Source organism: Paenibacillus sp. FSL R10-2199 (assembly GCF_038000235.1).
GTDB classification, from domain to species: domain Bacteria; phylum Bacillota; class Bacilli; order Paenibacillales; family Paenibacillaceae; genus Paenibacillus_AQ; species Paenibacillus_AQ phytohabitans.
On record NZ_JBBOBO010000001.1, the window covers coordinates 1,489,705 to 1,507,296 of the forward strand.

The 17,592-nt window shown below is 50.4% G+C and carries 14 protein-coding genes; all 14 read left to right on the top strand.

All coding sequences use genetic code 11. The features are described 5' to 3' along the window. Positions 1-223: 223 nt before the first annotated feature. The 14 genes from spoIID (at position 224) to NYE33_RS06635 (ending at position 17,555) form a co-directional block, all read left to right on the top strand. On the top strand, positions 224-1,378 hold the full coding sequence (gene spoIID, locus NYE33_RS06570; protein WP_341065181.1) for a stage II sporulation protein D: 1,155 nt from the start codon (positions 224-226) through the stop codon (positions 1,376-1,378). 61 nt (positions 1,379-1,439) lie between these two features. Beyond that, complete coding sequence (locus NYE33_RS06575; protein ID WP_341065183.1) at positions 1,440-2,180, top strand: M23 family metallopeptidase; 741 nt, start codon at positions 1,440-1,442, stop codon at positions 2,178-2,180. Positions 2,181-2,406: 226 nt separating this feature from the next. After that, positions 2,407-2,694 carry a sporulation transcriptional regulator SpoIIID gene (spoIIID, locus tag NYE33_RS06580; protein ID WP_019915029.1) on the top strand — a complete coding sequence of 96 codons (288 nt, stop codon included), beginning with the start codon at positions 2,407-2,409 and terminating at the stop codon, positions 2,692-2,694. Between the two features lie 128 nt (positions 2,695-2,822). Beyond that, positions 2,823-3,821 (top strand): rod shape-determining protein, encoded by a 999-nt coding sequence (locus tag NYE33_RS06585; protein WP_042140244.1) that lies wholly within the window; start codon positions 2,823-2,825, stop codon positions 3,819-3,821. A 46-nt stretch (positions 3,822-3,867) separates the two neighbouring features. After that, positions 3,868-4,746 (top strand): flagellar hook-basal body protein, encoded by an 879-nt coding sequence (locus tag NYE33_RS06590; protein WP_341065185.1) that lies wholly within the window; start codon positions 3,868-3,870, stop codon positions 4,744-4,746. Positions 4,747-4,813: 67 nt separating this feature from the next. Continuing rightward, positions 4,814-5,635: a flagellar hook-basal body protein gene (locus NYE33_RS06595; protein ID WP_042140242.1), complete on the top strand. Its 822-nt coding sequence runs from the start codon at positions 4,814-4,816 to the stop codon at positions 5,633-5,635. Positions 5,636-5,644: 9 nt separating this feature from the next. Beyond that, positions 5,645-5,878 carry a DNA-directed RNA polymerase subunit beta gene (locus tag NYE33_RS06600; protein ID WP_042140241.1) on the top strand — a complete coding sequence of 78 codons (234 nt, stop codon included), beginning with the start codon at positions 5,645-5,647 and terminating at the stop codon, positions 5,876-5,878. 305 nt (positions 5,879-6,183) lie between these two features. Further along, entirely contained in the window at positions 6,184-6,606 is a 423-nt protein-coding gene (gene fabZ, locus NYE33_RS06605; RefSeq protein ID WP_039303787.1) for a 3-hydroxyacyl-ACP dehydratase FabZ, read from the top strand. 50 nt (positions 6,607-6,656) lie between these two features. Next, the gene (locus NYE33_RS06610; RefSeq protein WP_042140240.1) at positions 6,657-8,375 is read left to right on the top strand and encodes a phospho-sugar mutase; all 1,719 of its coding nucleotides are present in this window, start codon (positions 6,657-6,659) and stop codon (positions 8,373-8,375) included. A 147-nt stretch (positions 8,376-8,522) separates the two neighbouring features. Then, positions 8,523-10,562 (top strand): DUF5693 family protein, encoded by a 2,040-nt coding sequence (locus NYE33_RS06615; protein WP_042140239.1) that lies wholly within the window; start codon positions 8,523-8,525, stop codon positions 10,560-10,562. After that, positions 10,535-11,710, top strand: coding sequence for a polysaccharide pyruvyl transferase CsaB (csaB, locus tag NYE33_RS06620; RefSeq protein WP_341068610.1), 1,176 nt, complete (start codon positions 10,535-10,537; stop codon positions 11,708-11,710). The genes NYE33_RS06615 and csaB overlap by 28 nt, the downstream gene beginning before the upstream one ends. A 7-nt stretch (positions 11,711-11,717) precedes the next feature. Next, complete coding sequence (locus NYE33_RS06625; protein ID WP_042140237.1) at positions 11,718-12,476, top strand: WecB/TagA/CpsF family glycosyltransferase; 759 nt, start codon at positions 11,718-11,720, stop codon at positions 12,474-12,476. Between the two features lie 113 nt (positions 12,477-12,589). Beyond that, a complete protein-coding gene (locus tag NYE33_RS06630; RefSeq protein ID WP_042140236.1) occupies positions 12,590-13,717 on the top strand; it encodes a glycosyltransferase family 4 protein in 1,128 nt (375 codons plus the stop codon). A 187-nt stretch (positions 13,718-13,904) separates the two neighbouring features. Beyond that, positions 13,905-17,555, top strand: coding sequence for an S-layer homology domain-containing protein (locus NYE33_RS06635; protein ID WP_341065188.1), 3,651 nt, complete (start codon positions 13,905-13,907; stop codon positions 17,553-17,555). The last annotated feature ends 37 nt before the right edge of the window (positions 17,556-17,592 follow it).

A 17,592-nucleotide genomic window follows, 5' to 3' on the forward strand; every position in this document is an offset into this window, starting at 1 on the left:
CCAGCCCGCGAATAAGCGGCTGGTCCCTTTTTTGATAGACTGGAATTTATATGTTTGGGGTCCCCGCAAAGTACCTTTACCATCATCGATGCTAAAGCCCCACTTTGTGGGGTTATTTTGCTGCGCCTCCGGGCAACTCTCTTTCTCTCAGAATCACGTTCTAGCAGGTGCCGGAAATTCATATCTATAAGAATCACCGGTGCTTATGGAAGGAGCCATAGAGATGAAAGAGTTAAGATTGCTGCGGCGCATCCTGAAGCGCCCGCGCAGCGTAGCGCGTGCGCGGCGCGGGGCGCCCCGGATCAGGCGGCTGGCCCCCGCCGCCTGGCTCGCAGCGCCGCTGCTGGCGGCGCTGCTGCTGCCGCTGGCTGTTGTCCCGCTGCGCGGAGGCGGACAACAGCCAGCACCTCCGGCCGTGCCGCAGGCCGCGCCGGCACCGCCGGGAGCGGCTGCTGCGGAAGCGCCACAGCCGGAGGTCTCCGTCTATTTGTCGCAGAGCGGACAAATCGAGACCCTGCCGCTGGAGGAATACGTCAGCGGCGTGCTGGCGGCGGAGATGCCGGCGGACTTTGAGCTCGAAGCGCTCAAGGCCCAGGCCGTTGCCGCCCGCACATTCATTGCCCGCCGCCTGCTGGCCGGCGACCACAGCGGGGTACCCGTTCCTGAGGCGGATGTGAGCGATACGGTAAGCCATCAGGCTTACATCTCGCAAGCCGTGCTGGAACGGGACTTTGCGTCCGGCAGCAAGCGCGCCGGACTGGCGAAGCTCCGCCGCGCGGTCCTGGAGACGCGCGGGATCATCATGATTTATAAAGGGCAGCCGATTACGGCCTCCTTTTTTGCCTCCAGCGGAGGGTATACGGAGAACTCCGAGGATTACTGGAATGCTGAGGTTCCCTATTTGCGCAGTGTAGCCAGCCCCTGGGAGCGGGAGATTACCCCGAACCTCGCGGTCACCTACACCTTCAGCAATTCGGAGCTCCGCAGCAAGCTCGGGCTTACTGCCAGGGAGCTTCCCGCTGCGGCGAATCTGGCTGCCTCAGGCAAGGCCTTGCAAGTCTCTTCATCTTCGGCCGGACTGCCCGCAGAAGTGATCTCGCTGACAGCAGGACACCGGATCAAGAAGATCTCTATCGGAGGTACTGTGTTCACAGGCCGGGAGGTAAGAGAGAAGCTGGGACTTCGTTCGAGCCAGTTCACCTGGAAGCGGAAGGACGGGAAGGTGCTGATCACAACCTATGGAAACGGCCATGGCGTCGGCATGAGCCAATGGGGGGCGAACGGTATGGCGAAGCAGGGAAGTACAGCCACGCAGATTCTCAAACACTATTACAGCGGGGTCTCTTTTACGGGAATCTCAACTCTTCTGAAAAAATAACTTGCAAGATACGTATAAAAGCGAAGCGCCCGGTAACACTGGTTACTGAGGTGATAACCATATGAATGAACAAGACAAAAACAAACCAAACCATGATGAATCTCTCAAAAACAAGCAGGGAGATTCAGGCGCTAAGCCTTCTTCATGGACCAGACTGTTATCCAAACGGTGGGTATTCCCGGCAGTCTACACGGCAGCAGCGGCAATTATACTAACCTTGGTGTGGGTCTATCAGGATGCCGGCCAGAAGCCGCTGAATCCGGACACCGCCGCGGTCGTTTCACAGGAAGGTGTTGCCGGGAATGAAACCGGAGCCCTGACCGGTGATCCGGAAGCCCTGGAAGTCGTAGCTTCAGCAGAAAGCCTGGCTTGGCCGGTAGCGAGCCCAAGTGAAGTCGAAGTGGTCAAACCGTACTATGATGAAAACGGCACAGAAGAAAATCATGTGGCGGCGATGGTGCAGTACAATAACACCTTTATTACCAACACCGGGATCGATATTGCCCGCGAAGACAACAAGACGTTTGACGTAAAGGCAGCCCTCAGCGGTGAAGTCACCAGAGTCGAAGATGTGGCAGTACTCGGTAAAGTGATCGAGGTTGCATCTCCGGGTGATCTGAAGACAGTTTACCAGAGTCTTAGCGATACCAAAGTCAAGCAGGGTGATGAAGTGAAGCAGGGCGATACGCTGGCAACAGCGGGACAGAACGAATTGGAGAAAGGTCTCGGCAACCATGTGCACTTTGAAGTGCACGAGGACGGCAAGATTGTGAATCCTTCGGATCTGCTTCCACAGCGCTGAGCCGAAATTTCCGCAGGGGGCGAAAGCCTCCTGTTTTTTTATTTTTCTACCCGAAATGGACGGCGGGACCGGTTCTATCTGGAGAATGGAACTGCAAACGGCTCATAAATAGGTTGTCCGAGAAATAAAATGGGCCTTCCGGAGCTTGTCATGTCTTGAAAGCGCGAATATATAGGCCCGCCCCTCATATAATGTACCAAACTATCCACAGTTGGGAGGCGGGAGCGTGCACGATTACATCAAGGAACGTACGATCAAAATCGGACGCTGCATCGTGGAAACCAGGCACACGGTCCGGACCATAGCCAAGGAATTTGGCGTTTCAAAGAGCACGGTGCATAAAGATTTAACCGAACGGCTGCCGGAAATCAATCCGGATCTGGCAGATCAGGTGAAGCACATTCTCGAATATCACAAATCAATCCGTCATCTTCGGGGGGGAGAAGCCACAAAAATCAAATATAAGAAAACGACAGGCAAAAAGCGTGAGGTAGCCGTAGCATCAAAGCCATAAGATTTTCGGAATTTTAAGTAATAATTCAGCTTTACTACATTGTGTACACCCCCTAAAGTATGGTATTTTTAAATTTGGTACTATCTAACTATTCTCATTTAAAATAACACTTTGGGGGCTCTTTCATTATGCTTAGCAAGGATATCGGAATCGATCTCGGCACGGCCAATGTGCTCATTCATGTCAAGGGAAGGGGAGTCGTTCTGGATGAACCTTCCGTGGTCACACTTGAAAGTGATACGAAGAGAGTCCTTGCGGTTGGTGAACAGGCACGCCGGATGGTTGGGCGCACACCTGGAAACATAACTACAATTCGTCCGCTCCGTGATGGAGTCATTGCCGATTTTGCGATTACAGAAATGATGCTGAAATATTTTATCGACCGCGTCGGGGGCCGGACCTGGTATTCAAGGCCCCGTATTTTGATTTGCGCGCCTACGAATATTACGTCCGTTGAACAGAAGTCAATCCGTGAAGCCGCGGAACGCAGCGGAGCCAAGGAAGTTTTCATGGAAGAAGAACCCAAAGCTGCGGCAATCGGAGCAGGGATGGATATTTATCAGCCAAGCGGAAATATGGTCGTCGATATTGGCGGGGGAACAACGGATGTAGCCGTATTGTCCATGGGCGACGTTGTTACCGCCTCTTCGATTAAGGTCGCAGGGGACAAGTTCGACGAAGCCATTTTAAGATATATCAAACAGAAATATAAACTCCTGATCGGTGAACGTACAGCTGAGGATATCAAGGTTACTATCGGGTCCGTACGCCCGGGCGGCATGAAGGCTGAGCTGGATATACGCGGACGTGACATGGTGAGCGGACTTCCCCAGACACTGACCATCACATCCGGTGAGGTGAAGGAAGCGCTGTGGGATCCGGTTTCTGCTATTGTGGCTGCGGCGAAGTCAGTGCTGGAGCGTACACCGCCGGAGCTGTCGGCAGATATTATTGACCGCGGAGTCGTATTGACCGGCGGCGGTGCACTCCTTAACGGATTGGACGAGCTGCTCTCTGAACAGCTGCATGTTCCGGTCTGGGTTGCCGAAGATCCGATGCACTGTGTAGTTAAGGGGACGGGAATTATGCTTGACCATTTAGATAAGGTTGTTAAGAAAAAGTTCTAGTCTGCCGATAATAAGTTAACAGCAGATTCAGGAAGGGACTGACCTCATGCTAAGAGGATTATATACGGCGGCTGCAGGAATGGTAACGCAGCAGCGCAGACATGATACAGCGACACAGAACATTGCCAATTTGAATACAACGGGGTACAAGCAGGTCGACAGCGTCAGTCATGCATTTCCCGAGGTGCTGATCTCGGCGATGAGCGGTGGCGTTACGAAGCCTGTCGGCCGGCTTAACACAGGGGTTTTTGCCGAACAGTCTGTTTCCCAGTATTTGCAGGGTGACCTTATCGAAAGCGGCAAAAACGCAGATTTCGCGCTGTCAACCGATTTGCAGGTAGAGGACCCGGATAATGCGGGCGCTTATCTTGCTTTTGACGGCTCAGGTAAATATATTAGTCCTGACGGCGAGGTAACTTACCGTCCGCAGGCGTTCTTTACAGTACAGGATAATGAAGGTAACAATTTATATACACGTAACGGAAGATTTACGGTAGGACCTACTGGAGAGGTGCTTAGCTCCGGGGGATTCAGCGTATTGGACAGTAACGGTAATCCGCTGAGATTGACAGGCCCTGAGGATAGCCTTAAAGTGGACGGGCAGGGTAACTTGATTAACAATGCGACCGGACTGCCTTCAGGAACCCGCATCGGGATCAGTGTAATTACAAGACCGCAGGAGCTGGTACGTGACGGGAACGGCGTTTTCCATGCCGATGATGCGGAGGCCGCTGAAATCCGTTACTCCAATGCCACCGATAATTTGCAGGTGCGTCAGGGGTATCTGGAGAACTCTAATGTGGATGCCACTCAGGTAACGGTGGATATGAACGCCGCCTACCGGGCTTATGAAGCGAATCAGAAGGTAATCCAGTTTTATGACAGCAGCCTGCAGAAGGCTGTTAATGATGTCGGCAGAATATAGACTGCAGGTGCACTGATGAAGTGAACCGGTTTCTTCTTAGTTATTAAGCTTTTGGGAGGTTAGATCTGTGAACAACTCGACAATCGGTGCCGCTGTGTCCATGTCCAGCCTACAGCAGCGGCTGGATATCATAGCGGATAACATTGCCAATATGAACACAAACGGCTATAAGAGCAAAGAAGGCTCTTTCGAGGACGTGCTCACACGTGTGCAGCAGCAATCCAAAGACTATGACCAGCCTGGCCGCAGTATGCCTCTGGGCTTCAATATCGGCTTTGGTGTCCGTGTGCCTTCGGTTACAAGCAACTGGGAAGAGGGCACTCTTCAGGAAACGGGGAATCCAACGGATTTGGCGCTTCAGGGTAATGGATTGTTCGGTGTTCAGGTCAACGGAGCTACTGCGTATACCCGTCAAGGTGATTTCCATTTCATCCCGGATACCGCGAATCCTGACAATATGATGCTTGTAGATAATACCGGTAACCCTGTGCTGAACACAGACGGGAATCCGCTCACAGTGCCAGCCAATGTGAGTGCTGCTATTGACGAGAGCGGCCGGGTACTTACCAAGACCGGTGAGAATGATCCTGCTATTATAGCGGGCACACTTATGATTGTAGAGCCGCTGAGCAAGAATGCTCTGCAAGCTGTGGACGGCAACTTCTATACGCTTGCCGATGGTGTGACTGCACAGCAGGCGTTTGTGCAAAGAGCCGCAGGTGAAGCGAAGGATGTGGGCGTACGTACCGGATATCTGGAGTCATCCAACGTGGATCTAAGTAAGGAAATGACCGAGATGATGCAGATTCAGCGCACCTATCAGCTTGCTGCCCGGGCGTTGTCCTCCAGTGACCAGATGCTGGGCCTGGCTAATAACATGCGCGCGTGAGGTGACGGAATGAGTCGTGAGAAGGTCAACAAACCGGAAGAAGAACAACAGCAGCAGCCGGTAAGGCGGCGCGGGATTTCGGCATGGACCATTATCCAGTGGTTCCTGATTCCCCTGCTGCTTGTTGCCGCGCTTGGAGGCGGCCTGGTCGTCGGTTACGTGATTCTCGGCAAAAAGGAATTTAGCGATGTGCTCCTGTGGAGCACCTGGAAGCATGTATATGATTTGGTGTTTGCACCCTAAATAATTCCTGAATACAGGATTTCGGAAGCTCCCTTGTTGTACAGGGGAGTTTTCTTTTTTATACTGAAAAATGTATAATGATGGCGTGCCCTAAGAGCGCCAAAAAGGGCCCTCTCCGCCATGCTGCCGCGTGCGGTGGAGAAAGCCCCTTATCTCAACCTCCACTGCTGCAGGTGGTGAAGGATAGTTATAGTTTTTGCCGAAGCTGCCCATATTTATGCAGGGCGGTGAAGAATAAAACAAAAGCGCTGCTGTAGGCGGAGGTTTTATAGACGCGGTTACATCCGAAGGGAGCTTTGCTGATCATGCTGGATATCAATCAAATTCAAGAAATCATCCCCCACCGGCCCCCATTTCTGCTGGTGGACAAAATCACTGAAATAGAAATGGGCAAACGGGCTGTCGGCATCAAAAATGTGACGGTGAATGAACCTTTTTTCACCGGACATTTTCCGGGATATCCGGTAATGCCGGGTGTGCTAATCACGGAAGCGCTGGCTCAGGTGGGCGCAGTAGCTATTCTGGGGCTGGAAGCAAACCGCGGTAAAATAGGCTTCCTGGCCGGCCTCGACGGCTTCCGTTTCCGCGGCCAGGTCGTACCTGGCGATACTCTTGTGCTTGAGGTGGAGATTACCCGGCTTAAAGGCAGCATCGGCAAAGGCCAGGCTACCGCTAAAGTGGAAGGCAAGATTGTAGCTTCCGGGGAAATTATGTTCGCACTCAGCTAGATCCTGTTATAAAATTATTATAAATTATAGATGGAGAAGGAGAGATTCACATGACTGGATTAAGCCCAAAGGCCGCAGAAACCCTAACACGCTGGCTGCAGGACCCTTCCGTTGACGAGAGCACCAAGGCAGAGCTGAAGGCTCTTGCGGATGAGCCGAAGGAACTGGAAGAACGTTTCTATAGAGACCTCGAATTCGGGACAGGCGGTTTGCGCGGAGTGATCGGCGCCGGCAGCAACCGGATTAACCGATATACCGTAGGCAGAGCGACACAGGGCTTCGCTAATTATATTCTGGGACAGCATACAGGAGAAGGACTTCCTTCCGTGGTCATTGCCCACGATTCCCGCCGCTTTTCGCCGGAATTCACGCTGGAAGCTGCACTTGTGCTGGCCGGCAACGGAATTGAGACGCATCTGTTCCCATCCTTGCGGTCCACACCGCAGCTGTCCTTTGCAGTTCGCCATCTGAAGGCCTCAGGAGGCATTGTAATTACTGCAAGTCATAATCCGCCTGAGTACAACGGGTACAAAGTGTATAACGCAGAAGGCGGGCAACTGGTGCCTGACGAAGCGGAGAAGGTAATTGCTAATATTTTGGAAGTGGACTCCTTTAACGGCGTAAAGCGTATTTCCCGTGAAGCCGCAGAGAGTGCAGGCTTGCTGCACTGGCTGGGTGAAGCTGAGGATGAAGCGTTTACGGATACAGTAGCCGCAGTCAGTGTCGGCCGTGAAGAGATTGCTTCTACGCTTGGCCGTGATTTCTCGATTGTCTACACACCGCTGCATGGGACAGGCAACCTTCCGGTCCGCCGTGTACTTGAGAAGATCGGTTTCACCCAGGTACATGTGGTGCCCGAGCAGGAACAGCCGGATTCAGAATTCTCCACAGTGAAATCGCCGAACCCGGAAGAGCGTGAAGCCTTCACCTTGGCTATGAAGCTGGGTGAGGAACTGAATGCCGATCTGTTAATTGGTACAGACCCCGATGCAGACCGTATGGGTGCGGTTGTGCGGGACAATGAAGGCAAGTTTGTGGTCTTGTCCGGTAATCAGTCGGGGGCCCTCATGATTCATTATTATTTGAGCCGCCTGCAGGAGCAGGGCAAGCTGCCAAGCAATGGTGCAGTAGTTAAAACTATTGTGACCAGTGAGATGGGAGCGGCTGTAGCCAGCCATTACGGCGCTACCGTGTTCAACACGCTGACAGGATTCAAGTATATCGGCGAGAAGATGAACCAATTCGAGCAGTCCGGCGAATACACTTATCTTTTCGGATATGAAGAGAGCTATGGTTACCTGGCCGGCAACTACGCCCGTGACAAGGATGCTGTACTGGCTGCGATGCTGATCGCTGAAGCGGGGGCTTATTACAAAGCCCAGGGTAAGACGCTGTACGATGTGCTTCAGGAACTGTATGCACAATTCGGCTACTTCCTTGAAAGCCTCGAATCGCGCACCCTTAAAGGTAAAGACGGTGTAGCACAAATTCAGGGAATCATGAATGACTGGCGCACCAGCCCGCCGCATGAAATTGCCGGAGCCTCAGTTACAGAGGTGCTCGACTATTCACTCGGACTGAACGGTCTGCCTAAGGAGAACGTGCTGAAATATCTGCTCTCTGACGGCTCATGGTTCTGCCTGCGTCCTTCCGGCACCGAGCCGAAGATCAAGGTTTATTTCGCCGTCGTTGGCGAATCGCTTCAGAATGCCAAAGACAAAGTGGCTGAATTGACTAATCAGGTTATGGCCCGTGTAGACGGGAAATAATACTAAATATAGAACATGCCTGCGGAAACGGAGCTGCTCCTGGTAGAGGGACATCCGTTTCCGCTTAAATTTGACCACTGCAAGAGTGTTTGAGCTTATTATGACGGATTGGCAATTAGCTTTAAAGTGAAAGAGGAGGTACTTTTGGTGCATCAGAAATGGCAACGCTGGAATATAGCTTCGCGCAAATGGTTGTGGATTATCGTGGTGATTGGCCTGCTTGCTGCTCTCCCGGTTGTGTATGATCGTCTTCAGACGGAGAAGTCTTCCAAAACGGTTGAATTTGTCTTTGATTACCGCGATCTGGTCGAAGTAGCCAGCTACCGGGGGAATCCGCAGGATTATATCTCCGAGCAGCTCGACCGGCTGAAGTCTGCCGGTGTTCAGAGTATGGCAATATACGAAAGCACATTGGAGGATTTCCGCAAGGCCCGCCGCCTGATGCTGTGGGGAGCGGCTGATATCGCTAATCTGACCGATACTGTAATTCCTGAGAATGAGAACTATACATATGTCCTCTTTACCAGTGCGAAGAACAGTGGAACGCTCTCACCGATCATCCGGGAGGCATTTGCCGGCTTGGATATTGCAACAGAAGATTGGACCTACCGCGGACAACAAGGCCTGATTATCAAAACTCCCCTGGAGGATGCAACGCTCAAGCCGCTGCAGCCGGATCCGTCTACACTGGAGATGCTGCATGACAAAGGCTTCAATATTGTGCCGCGCCTTGTAGATTCGCTGGCGTATAATCAGGAAGCCGTTAAGAGTCTGCTGGACCGTTACGCGGAGCTTGGCGTCAAACGTCTGCTTTTCGAAGGCGAGTCTGTTAAAGGCTACTCCGATGATGCTGATCTGGCCAGTATCACAGCATTCGCCGATCTGCTGAAGGAGCGCGGGATGGGGATTGCAGCCATTGAGAATATTAAGGTACAGCAAAAAGGCTTCTCCAAACTGGCCTATCTGCTGGACTATAACGTGACCCGGCTGTACTCGCTCAGTGAGGCTGATTCCGGCCTGTCCACAGAAGTGATTGCCGACCGCTTTGCACTTGCTACGAAAGACCGTAACATCCGGATGATCTATCTTAATACGATTCCGTCACGGGATACATCCAAGGCACAGGTTACCGATACGCTCGACAATCTGGTTACCAGCCTTAGCGGGCCTGATGGTGCAGTTGCAAAAATTGAAGCTAACGGTTTTGAAATGGGACAAGCTACTGCGTTTGATGTGGTGGATTCCTCTTTCCAGCGTTATTTCAAATTAATTGCTGTAATCGGGGCTGTAGCCATGGTTGCGCTCCTGGTTTCCTACTTTGTTCCTTGGCTTACACTGCCTGCATGGGTGCTGGGGCTGCTGGGAAGTGCAGGACTTATGGTTCTGAAGCCGGCGTTATTTGAACAGGCACTCGCTCTTGCAGTGGCTATAAGTGCGCCTACCGTGGCTATGGTGCTGGCTATCCGCAAGATTAATGAAATGGGACCGCCGTTGCGTCCCAATGCCTTGACCTTTGCTGTGATGGGCCCGCGCCGCAGGCTGACACATAGTCTGGTTCTTTACGTCAAAACAGCGCTCATCTCGTTTAGTGCAGTACCCTTTGTAATTGCGCTCTTGAATAATGTCACCTATGCCCTGGTGCTCAATCAGTTCCGCGGCGTAAGTCTGCTTCATTTAGCACCGATTGGACTGACTGCGCTGTATGTGCTTTTGTACCGTGGGGAATTTGCCTTCAACAAGACCGGCAAGCTGCTGCGGACGCCGATCACGCTCGCAATGGTAATTGCTGCCGGCGTGCTGGGTATTCTGGGGATGTACTATTTAAGCCGTACAGGCAACAGCGGCAGTGTAAGCTCGCTCGAGATGTCGTTCCGCACCTTCCTGGAGAATACAGTCGGAGTAAGACCGCGTAACAAAGAGTTCCTGCTGGCACATCCGCTCTTTATCCTTGGCGCATTCATGGCCTATAAATACCGGAATGCTGCTTTTATTATGATTATTGCGGTTATCGGCCAGTTGTCCATGGTAGATACCTTTGCCCATATTCATTCGCCGGTTCTGATCTCGCTGGTCCGCGGACTTCTGGGTCTTGGACTCGGTCTTATCATCGGCATTATCGCTATAGGGGTATGGCAGATTGCGGAAGGGTGTTGGAAACGATGGTCGCCGCTGCTCAAAAAATTATAATTTCGGGTTATTACGGATTCCGCAACAGCGGAGACGAGGCGGTTCTGCAGTCCATTCTGAACGCACTCCGTAAGCAGTCCGAGGCTGCTGGAATAACGCTGACGCCCGTGGTGCTCTCCATTGATCCGGAATGGACAACCGCTGCTTACGGTGTCGAATCCGTGCACCGGATGAAGCTGGGGGAAGTCCGGAAGGCCATATCAGGGAGTGCCGGGCTGATAAGCGGCGGGGGCAGTCTGCTTCAGGATGTAACAAGCAGCAAGACTATTCCGTACTATCTGGCCATCATTAAGCTGGCCCAGTGGATGGGCAAGCCAACCTTTATCTATGCCCAAGGGATAGGCCCGGTGAACCGCAAGCTGTTTCATCCGCTGATCAAATCGGCTTTCCGTAAATGTGCTTATCTATCCGTACGGGACGAGCAGTCCCGCCTGCTGCTGCAGTCTATGGGTCTGGACAAGGACAAGATAGATGTCGTCCCTGACCCGGTTATGGGCCTTACGCTACCGGAAGATGTACGCACAGAAACGCATGAGCCGAGTAGCGGCAATGCGCATATCCATGATTCAGATATCTCTAATCTGCAGACATCACCTTATACCGTGGGCATCTCCGTACGTTTCTGGGAGCAGTCGCGCAAAGAGCTGGATGCATTGGCTGAAGGCCTGGTGAAGGTATCAGCAGAGCTGCCGCTTCACTTACGTTTTCTGCCCTTTCATCATTCTGCGGACAATGAGGCTTCACGTTATGTCATGCAGAAGCTGGGACAAGTTGTAGAGGAGCATGGGGGAACCGTCAGTATTTGCGAGGATGCGCTCCATCCGCAGCAGATGCTGCGTGAAGTAGGACAGTGTCAGGCGCTGATTGGCATGCGGCTCCACAGCCTGATCTATGCTGCCGGAAGACGGGTACCGCTAATGGGGGTCTCCTATGATCCGAAGATCGACCATTTCCTTGAACGGATCGGTTGCCGGCCGGTAGGTTCGACAGCTGCGCTGGAAGGTGATATGGTTGCAGCGGGACTTCTGGAGCTGCTAAAATCGGGGGAGTCATGGAAGCGTGAGCGTGAACCGCTGATTGCTTCGCTGGTTGAAGAAGCTGAGGCTCCGGCCCGGCAAGTTGCCCAATATTTCCGCCGTAAAGGATGAGTGACAAGTGAAAGCAGATAGCGCGATACCAACAGTGCCGATTTTCGGCATTCGAGTATCCAAAGTTGATATGAAGACAACGGTTTCTTATTTGACGGAGGCGGTTCATAATCGTGTTCCCCACCAGGTCATTACCGCAAACCCGATCATGGTCATGGCGGCCCTTGAGAATCCGTCGTATATGGAGATTATGAAATCAGCAGAGCTTGTAGTTCCCGACGGGACTGGTGTAGTGTGGGCAGCGGATTACTGCAAAGAGCCAGTCGCTGAGCGTGTAGCGGGTTTTGATCTTTTACATGAATTATTGCGCCAGGGTGAAAGCTACAACTGGAGAGTATATTTGCTGGGCTCAACCCCCGAGGTGATTCGCGAGACGACTTCTAGGTTACAAACTGGATATCCCGGCATTGTCATCGCAGGCTATCATGACGGGTACTTTGGTCCGGATGAGGATGAGCAGATCCTCGCCGGAATTCTCGAAGCTAAGCCTGACCTGCTCTTCGTTGCCAGAGGGGCTGACAGCCAGGAGCCATGGATTGCTAAATATAAGTCCCGGCTCCAGATTCCGGTCATGATGGGCGTCGGCGGGAGCTTCGATGTAATCTCCGGCAAGAGCCGCCGTGCCCCCAAAGCCTTCCAGAAATTGAGGGCAGAATGGTTATACCGGCTGATTAAGGAACCTACACGTTACAAAAGAATGCTTGCGCTGCCGAAATTTGCAGTAAAAGTGGTACGAGAGAAAGATAAAGTGACAAAAGACCAGTAATTTGAGGATATTTACTGAAAAAATCCGTGTAACAGCCTAAAAACGGTATTGGAATTTGTTTTTGGTTCAGCGTATAATTCAATGCGGTAGAGAAATGGGGGTCGACTGAACAAATGTTAATCATATACATCGCCGGATTTATTGTGTGCATGGGACTTGCACTGCTTTTGACGCCGCTCGTTAAGAAATTTGCTATTAAGATCGGTGCGACAGATGTGCCTAATGCCCGTAAAGTGCATACGAAGATCATGCCCCGCCTTGGCGGACTCGGCATATTTCTGGCGTTTGTGTTAGGCCTGCTTGCCGTATTACCGATTATTCCGTATGACTTCACTCCGCGGGAGGCTAACTTCATCAAAGCGCTGCTCTGTGGCGGCGGTCTGATTGTGCTGATCGGCGGTCTCGATGACCGGTTTGAGCTATCAGCCAAGGTGAAGCTGCTGGGCCAAATTGCCGCAGCCTGCATCGTAGTTTTCGGGTTTGGAATTACTGTTGATTTCGTAAACATTCCCTTTCATAATAGCTATTCCTCACTGGAGAGCTGGATTGCCATCCCTCTGACGATCTTCTGGATTGTCGGCGTCACGAACGCCGTGAATCTGATCGATGGACTGGACGGGCTTGCAGCCGGTGTATCCGGTATCGCGATTGCCACCATTGCTGTAATGGCCTTCCTGATGGGCAATACCATGGTTGCTCTGCTGTGCTTACTGCTTCTGGGCAGTATACTCGGTTTTCTGTTCTTTAACTTTCATCCCGCCAAAATCTTCATGGGTGATACAGGCTCGCTGTTCCTGGGCTTCTGCCTGGCGCTGCTCGCGCTGCTCGGATTCAAACAGATTGCAGTGGTATCGTTTATCACACCACTCCTGATTATCGGGGTTCCTTTATCGGATACATTCTTTGCCATCGTACGGCGTAAGCTGCAGAAGAAACCAATCTTTGCACCGGACAAAGGCCATCTTCATCACTGCCTGCGTGAACTTGGCTTCAGCCACCGCCAGACCGTATTGATTATTTATGGCATCGCAGCCTTCTTCGGAATTCTGGCTGTTATCCAGACCTCCGCTTCGCTATATGAAGCCAACTGGGTTACGTTTGTGGTTATCTGCGTCATGCTCTTCTTCCTGCAGATTGGTGCGGAGATCACTGGTGTGATCAGCAAAACCAAACGCCCGGTCATAGACTTAATCCTAAGAATGCGCATGAAGCTGGATCCTGAGCGCAGTTCTAAATCGTAATTCTTCATTTGTCATCCATACCATTTTAATTGTAGTGATCATCGAACCTTATTCCTCTGGAGTAAGGTTTTTTATTTTTTTGCTAATTATTAGTCAATTGCTGTCCGATAAAAATTATAGAGTTGGTTAAGACGCGGAATGCTGCACAGGCCGACAATAAACCAAAAAGCAGTAGGAGGTTTCTTACGTGAAAAAAAGATTAAAGACGATAGGCGGCATGTTTTTATCGATGGTGATCCTGCTATCCACTCTTTCATCAGCAGGTGCTGTTTACGCAGCGGATGCCGCAACGGGCCAATATTTTCAGTTCACCAAATTCAGTACGACCCAAGCATCTCCAACCACGGTGAATACAAGCACAGTTGACGTAGAGGGGACATTCAATGGGGTTTCTGCGGATAGCATTTACTATCAGGTAGATGGAATTGTTAACGGGAGCATAGTTCCGGGAGCAAGCGGTGCCGACGTTAAGCCAATCATTGAGAACGAGAAAAACTTCCGTTTTCCAGGCGTTAAGCTAAGCCAGGGCCTTAACCGGATTACAGTTTACGGTACAACGGCTACGGGAAGCCTGGCCAGCGGTGAAGCCTATGTTAACTTTTCAAACGTACCTGCCATATATAATATAGCTCTGCCGGATGGTACGTTGTTGAGTGCTGATACACCTACAATGGTCAATACAGCCGGACTGACCTTGACTCTTGAAGCGCCAAATGCCACTGAGGTTATGGTCAACAACACCAAGATGTTTAATGGCGGCAGCAGTACCTTCGTTATAGCAGATATTCCGCTGACAGCGGGCCTTAATAAGCTTACATTTGTTGCGACTACAGATTCGGGTACGCGTACTTATGCGGTTACACGAGAAGTAGTGTATTCGCCTATTGATAAGGGGACTCCGAATAAAACGAAGATCGGAACTTACAATTTAGATGATGGGAATATTGTGTCTGCGACAGGCGGGGCTACTCAGATCAGCGGTAAACTTACGGGCTCGATTACATTTAGAGTATCGGAAGACACTGCAGAGGCACCTCTTTCCGGCATGACTTTTAAGATTCGCAATACAACTACAGGCAATGATGTGCCGGTCGTTGGAACTACTACTATTGACGCTACTCCGGTTAAGTCGGGGGAATTCATAACTTTTAAATATACTAGCACTGCTGATGTTATAATTTCTACCAATGGCAAGTATACAGTTACTTTTACTACCGGTAATGGCACCTATGACGGCAAGAGCATAAATCCTTTGGAGTTTACCTACCGGAATGCAAATGACCCTTCCATTACAGGTGTAGAGCAACTGTATAGTCCTGTAGCGAATGGTAACTCAGTTAGCTATTCTTCATCCGGTGTATTCACTGGTAATTCCAATTTGTTCGAGCTTCCGCTGTGGTTAATGATAAAAACCAGTGAGACAACAACTGCTCCAGGCAATCTGGTAATCAGTTCTATTCAAAATGGAGTTCCGGTTTCTTCGGGTCTATTTGTTACCGAGGGAACCTCACTGAAGACTACGGACGGCTATAGAGTGTTTAAGATCACCGGCCTGCCCACAGGCGAGCAAACCTTACAGATTGATTTAAAAAAGAACGGTTCTGCTGACATTATTGATACGAAGGTGCTTTCGGTCAATTATGTATCGGCTCCATTTATAGATGTAAGCAATATTTATAATAACCAGGTGTTCAAACACAGTGGGGAATTTACTACCATTAATGGACGGTTAGTCAATTTCCCCGCTGCTGACGAGTCTTCCGTTAAAATCACTGTCAACGGAACTACAGCTGCACCGTCAATTACTAATCATGAGTTTACGTTCAGTACCACTGGTATCTCTCTGGTATCCGGGCCAAATAAAATCACTATCGCAGGTATAGCGAACGGTGTTCCGGTCTCGACTAACCTTACTGTCTATCTGTTCCCGGATAATGCCCCGAACATTGATGGAGTCGTCCCGTATCCAGCAGGTAAGACGTCCGATCCGGATGGGGTATTTATCAAAAATTCAAATCTAAATTACACAACTAACGAGTCTGTTGCAGATATTCACTTTGTTGCAAGCAATGCTACTCAGGTTGTAATTATGAAAGACGGGAAACAATACGCTGTAGTCGACTATAATACTGATACCTCTGGAGGCAAAACAGTAGGCTGGAAAACTGAATCCAGTTATGTTATCCCACCAACCAGTGAAAATGGCGAATTCATAATTAAAAATCAGGAACTGCCCACAACTGGTTTGCAGACCTTTGTGATTTCGGCAAGACTGGGAACAGCTGCTATTACGCAGACGTTGCTGATTACCCGTGAGGTTCCTCCTTACAGCATTCTTTCGCCTAAGCTTCCTAATGAAAGCATCATTAAGCAAAACTTCGTTGATGTAAGTATTCAGGCAGAAGGAGCTACGAGCATTGTTATTGGTAAGGAAGCGATGATCAAAGGGGCTAAAGATATCTTCCGCCTGGAGCTGAAGGGTCTGAAAAAAGGGAAAAACACAATCAAATTCACAGTAACAACAGGCACAACCAAAACGAACGGAACTTTTGATGTAACTTACTCAGATGAAGTGTTGCAAGGAGCGCAGTTGAAAACAACCCTTAACTCTTCAGGGAAGCTCACAGCATTCCAGAATGCCGTTAGCCTTGTTTTCCCAAAAGGAACAATGCTGCGGGATTCTACACCAACACCAGGGACAACTAATACACGACAGATTAATCTGTTCAACGAACAATACATCCTGGTTGGTATTGCTGATAAGCAAGATGGACGTACAGTGAAACAATACAATCCGGTTGGTGAATTTGATGGAACGGGATACCAGGACGGCAAGTTGGTTGAAGTTCCTGCCAGCAGCTTGGCTGCTGCTTATATGACACCAAAGCTTCATTATGGGTATGCTTCAAATCTGTATTGGATCGACCCGGGATACTTTGTTTCAGCAACTTCGATTAATGATTACTCAACTGTAGTTGCCTCTCATCCATATAAGAAAGGTAATGAATCTTTCCTCGGGCATATGGGCAGATGGATGGAGCCTACCCAGCAAGGGAAGATCACACTGAAATACGACTCGAGCATTGTTAATGCTGCAACGTCTAATATCTCTGTATGGAAGAATGTTGACGGCACGTGGTACAACATGGGCGGGGTAGTTAATACAGGCAGCAAGACGATCACTGCTACTTTTGACGGTTTCGGGTATTACACCGTAATGAGTCTGCGCTACAGCTACGATGACATCGTATCTCATACGTATGCACGCAGCGAATTGGAGACTATTCTCTCCAGAGGGATTATGAACGCAAAGGATGCCAATGAGTTTGGTGTGTATGAGAATGTTACCCGTGGTGAGTTTGCTACCATGCTTGTCAAAATAATGGGTATACAGCTTGATTACGAGCCAAACAATCTAACCTTCTCGGATGTAGTTAAGTATAGTGACTATCACTGGGATTACCGGTATATCGAGACAGCCGTACGCAAAGGGATTATACGTGGGACAGCACCGAGAATCTTCTCGCCTAACCGTACGTTGTCCAGAGAGGATGCAGCGGTGATGATCGCCAGAGCGATGAGCCTTAAGCTGGGCAGCAATGCTACTGACCTGGCAGCCCTACAGAAGCTCTTTACAGACACGGGTTCAATTGGATCAGTTTACTCTGCACCTTCCATCCTTGCGGCCTATAAGGCTGGTGTGATATCAGGAATTGAGAATAAGCTGGTAGCGGGACAAAAGAAGGCGACTTACCGGTTTGATCCTCAGGCTAACTTTACAAGAGCGGATGCGGCTGTCATGGCACAACGCATCATGGCTAAAATGAAGAGATTGTAGTATAACACCTCTATATATGAAGCGAAGAAAGCCTCTG

Coding starts and splice junctions, on each gene's coding strand:
- NYE33_RS06590 (WP_341065185.1), top strand. CDS start 3,868: ATGCTAAGAGGATTATATACGGCGGCTGCAGGAATGGTAACGCAGCAG.
- NYE33_RS06585 (WP_042140244.1), top strand. CDS start 2,823: ATGCTTAGCAAGGATATCGGAATCGATCTCGGCACGGCCAATGTGCTC.
- NYE33_RS06610 (WP_042140240.1), top strand. CDS start 6,657: ATGACTGGATTAAGCCCAAAGGCCGCAGAAACCCTAACACGCTGGCTG.
- NYE33_RS06575 (WP_341065183.1), top strand. CDS start 1,440: ATGAATGAACAAGACAAAAACAAACCAAACCATGATGAATCTCTCAAA.
- csaB (WP_341068610.1), top strand. CDS start 10,535: ATGGTCGCCGCTGCTCAAAAAATTATAATTTCGGGTTATTACGGATTC.
- fabZ (WP_039303787.1), top strand. CDS start 6,184: ATGCTGGATATCAATCAAATTCAAGAAATCATCCCCCACCGGCCCCCA.
- spoIID (WP_341065181.1), top strand. CDS start 224: ATGAAAGAGTTAAGATTGCTGCGGCGCATCCTGAAGCGCCCGCGCAGC.
- NYE33_RS06600 (WP_042140241.1), top strand. CDS start 5,645: ATGAGTCGTGAGAAGGTCAACAAACCGGAAGAAGAACAACAGCAGCAG.
- NYE33_RS06630 (WP_042140236.1), top strand. CDS start 12,590: ATGTTAATCATATACATCGCCGGATTTATTGTGTGCATGGGACTTGCA.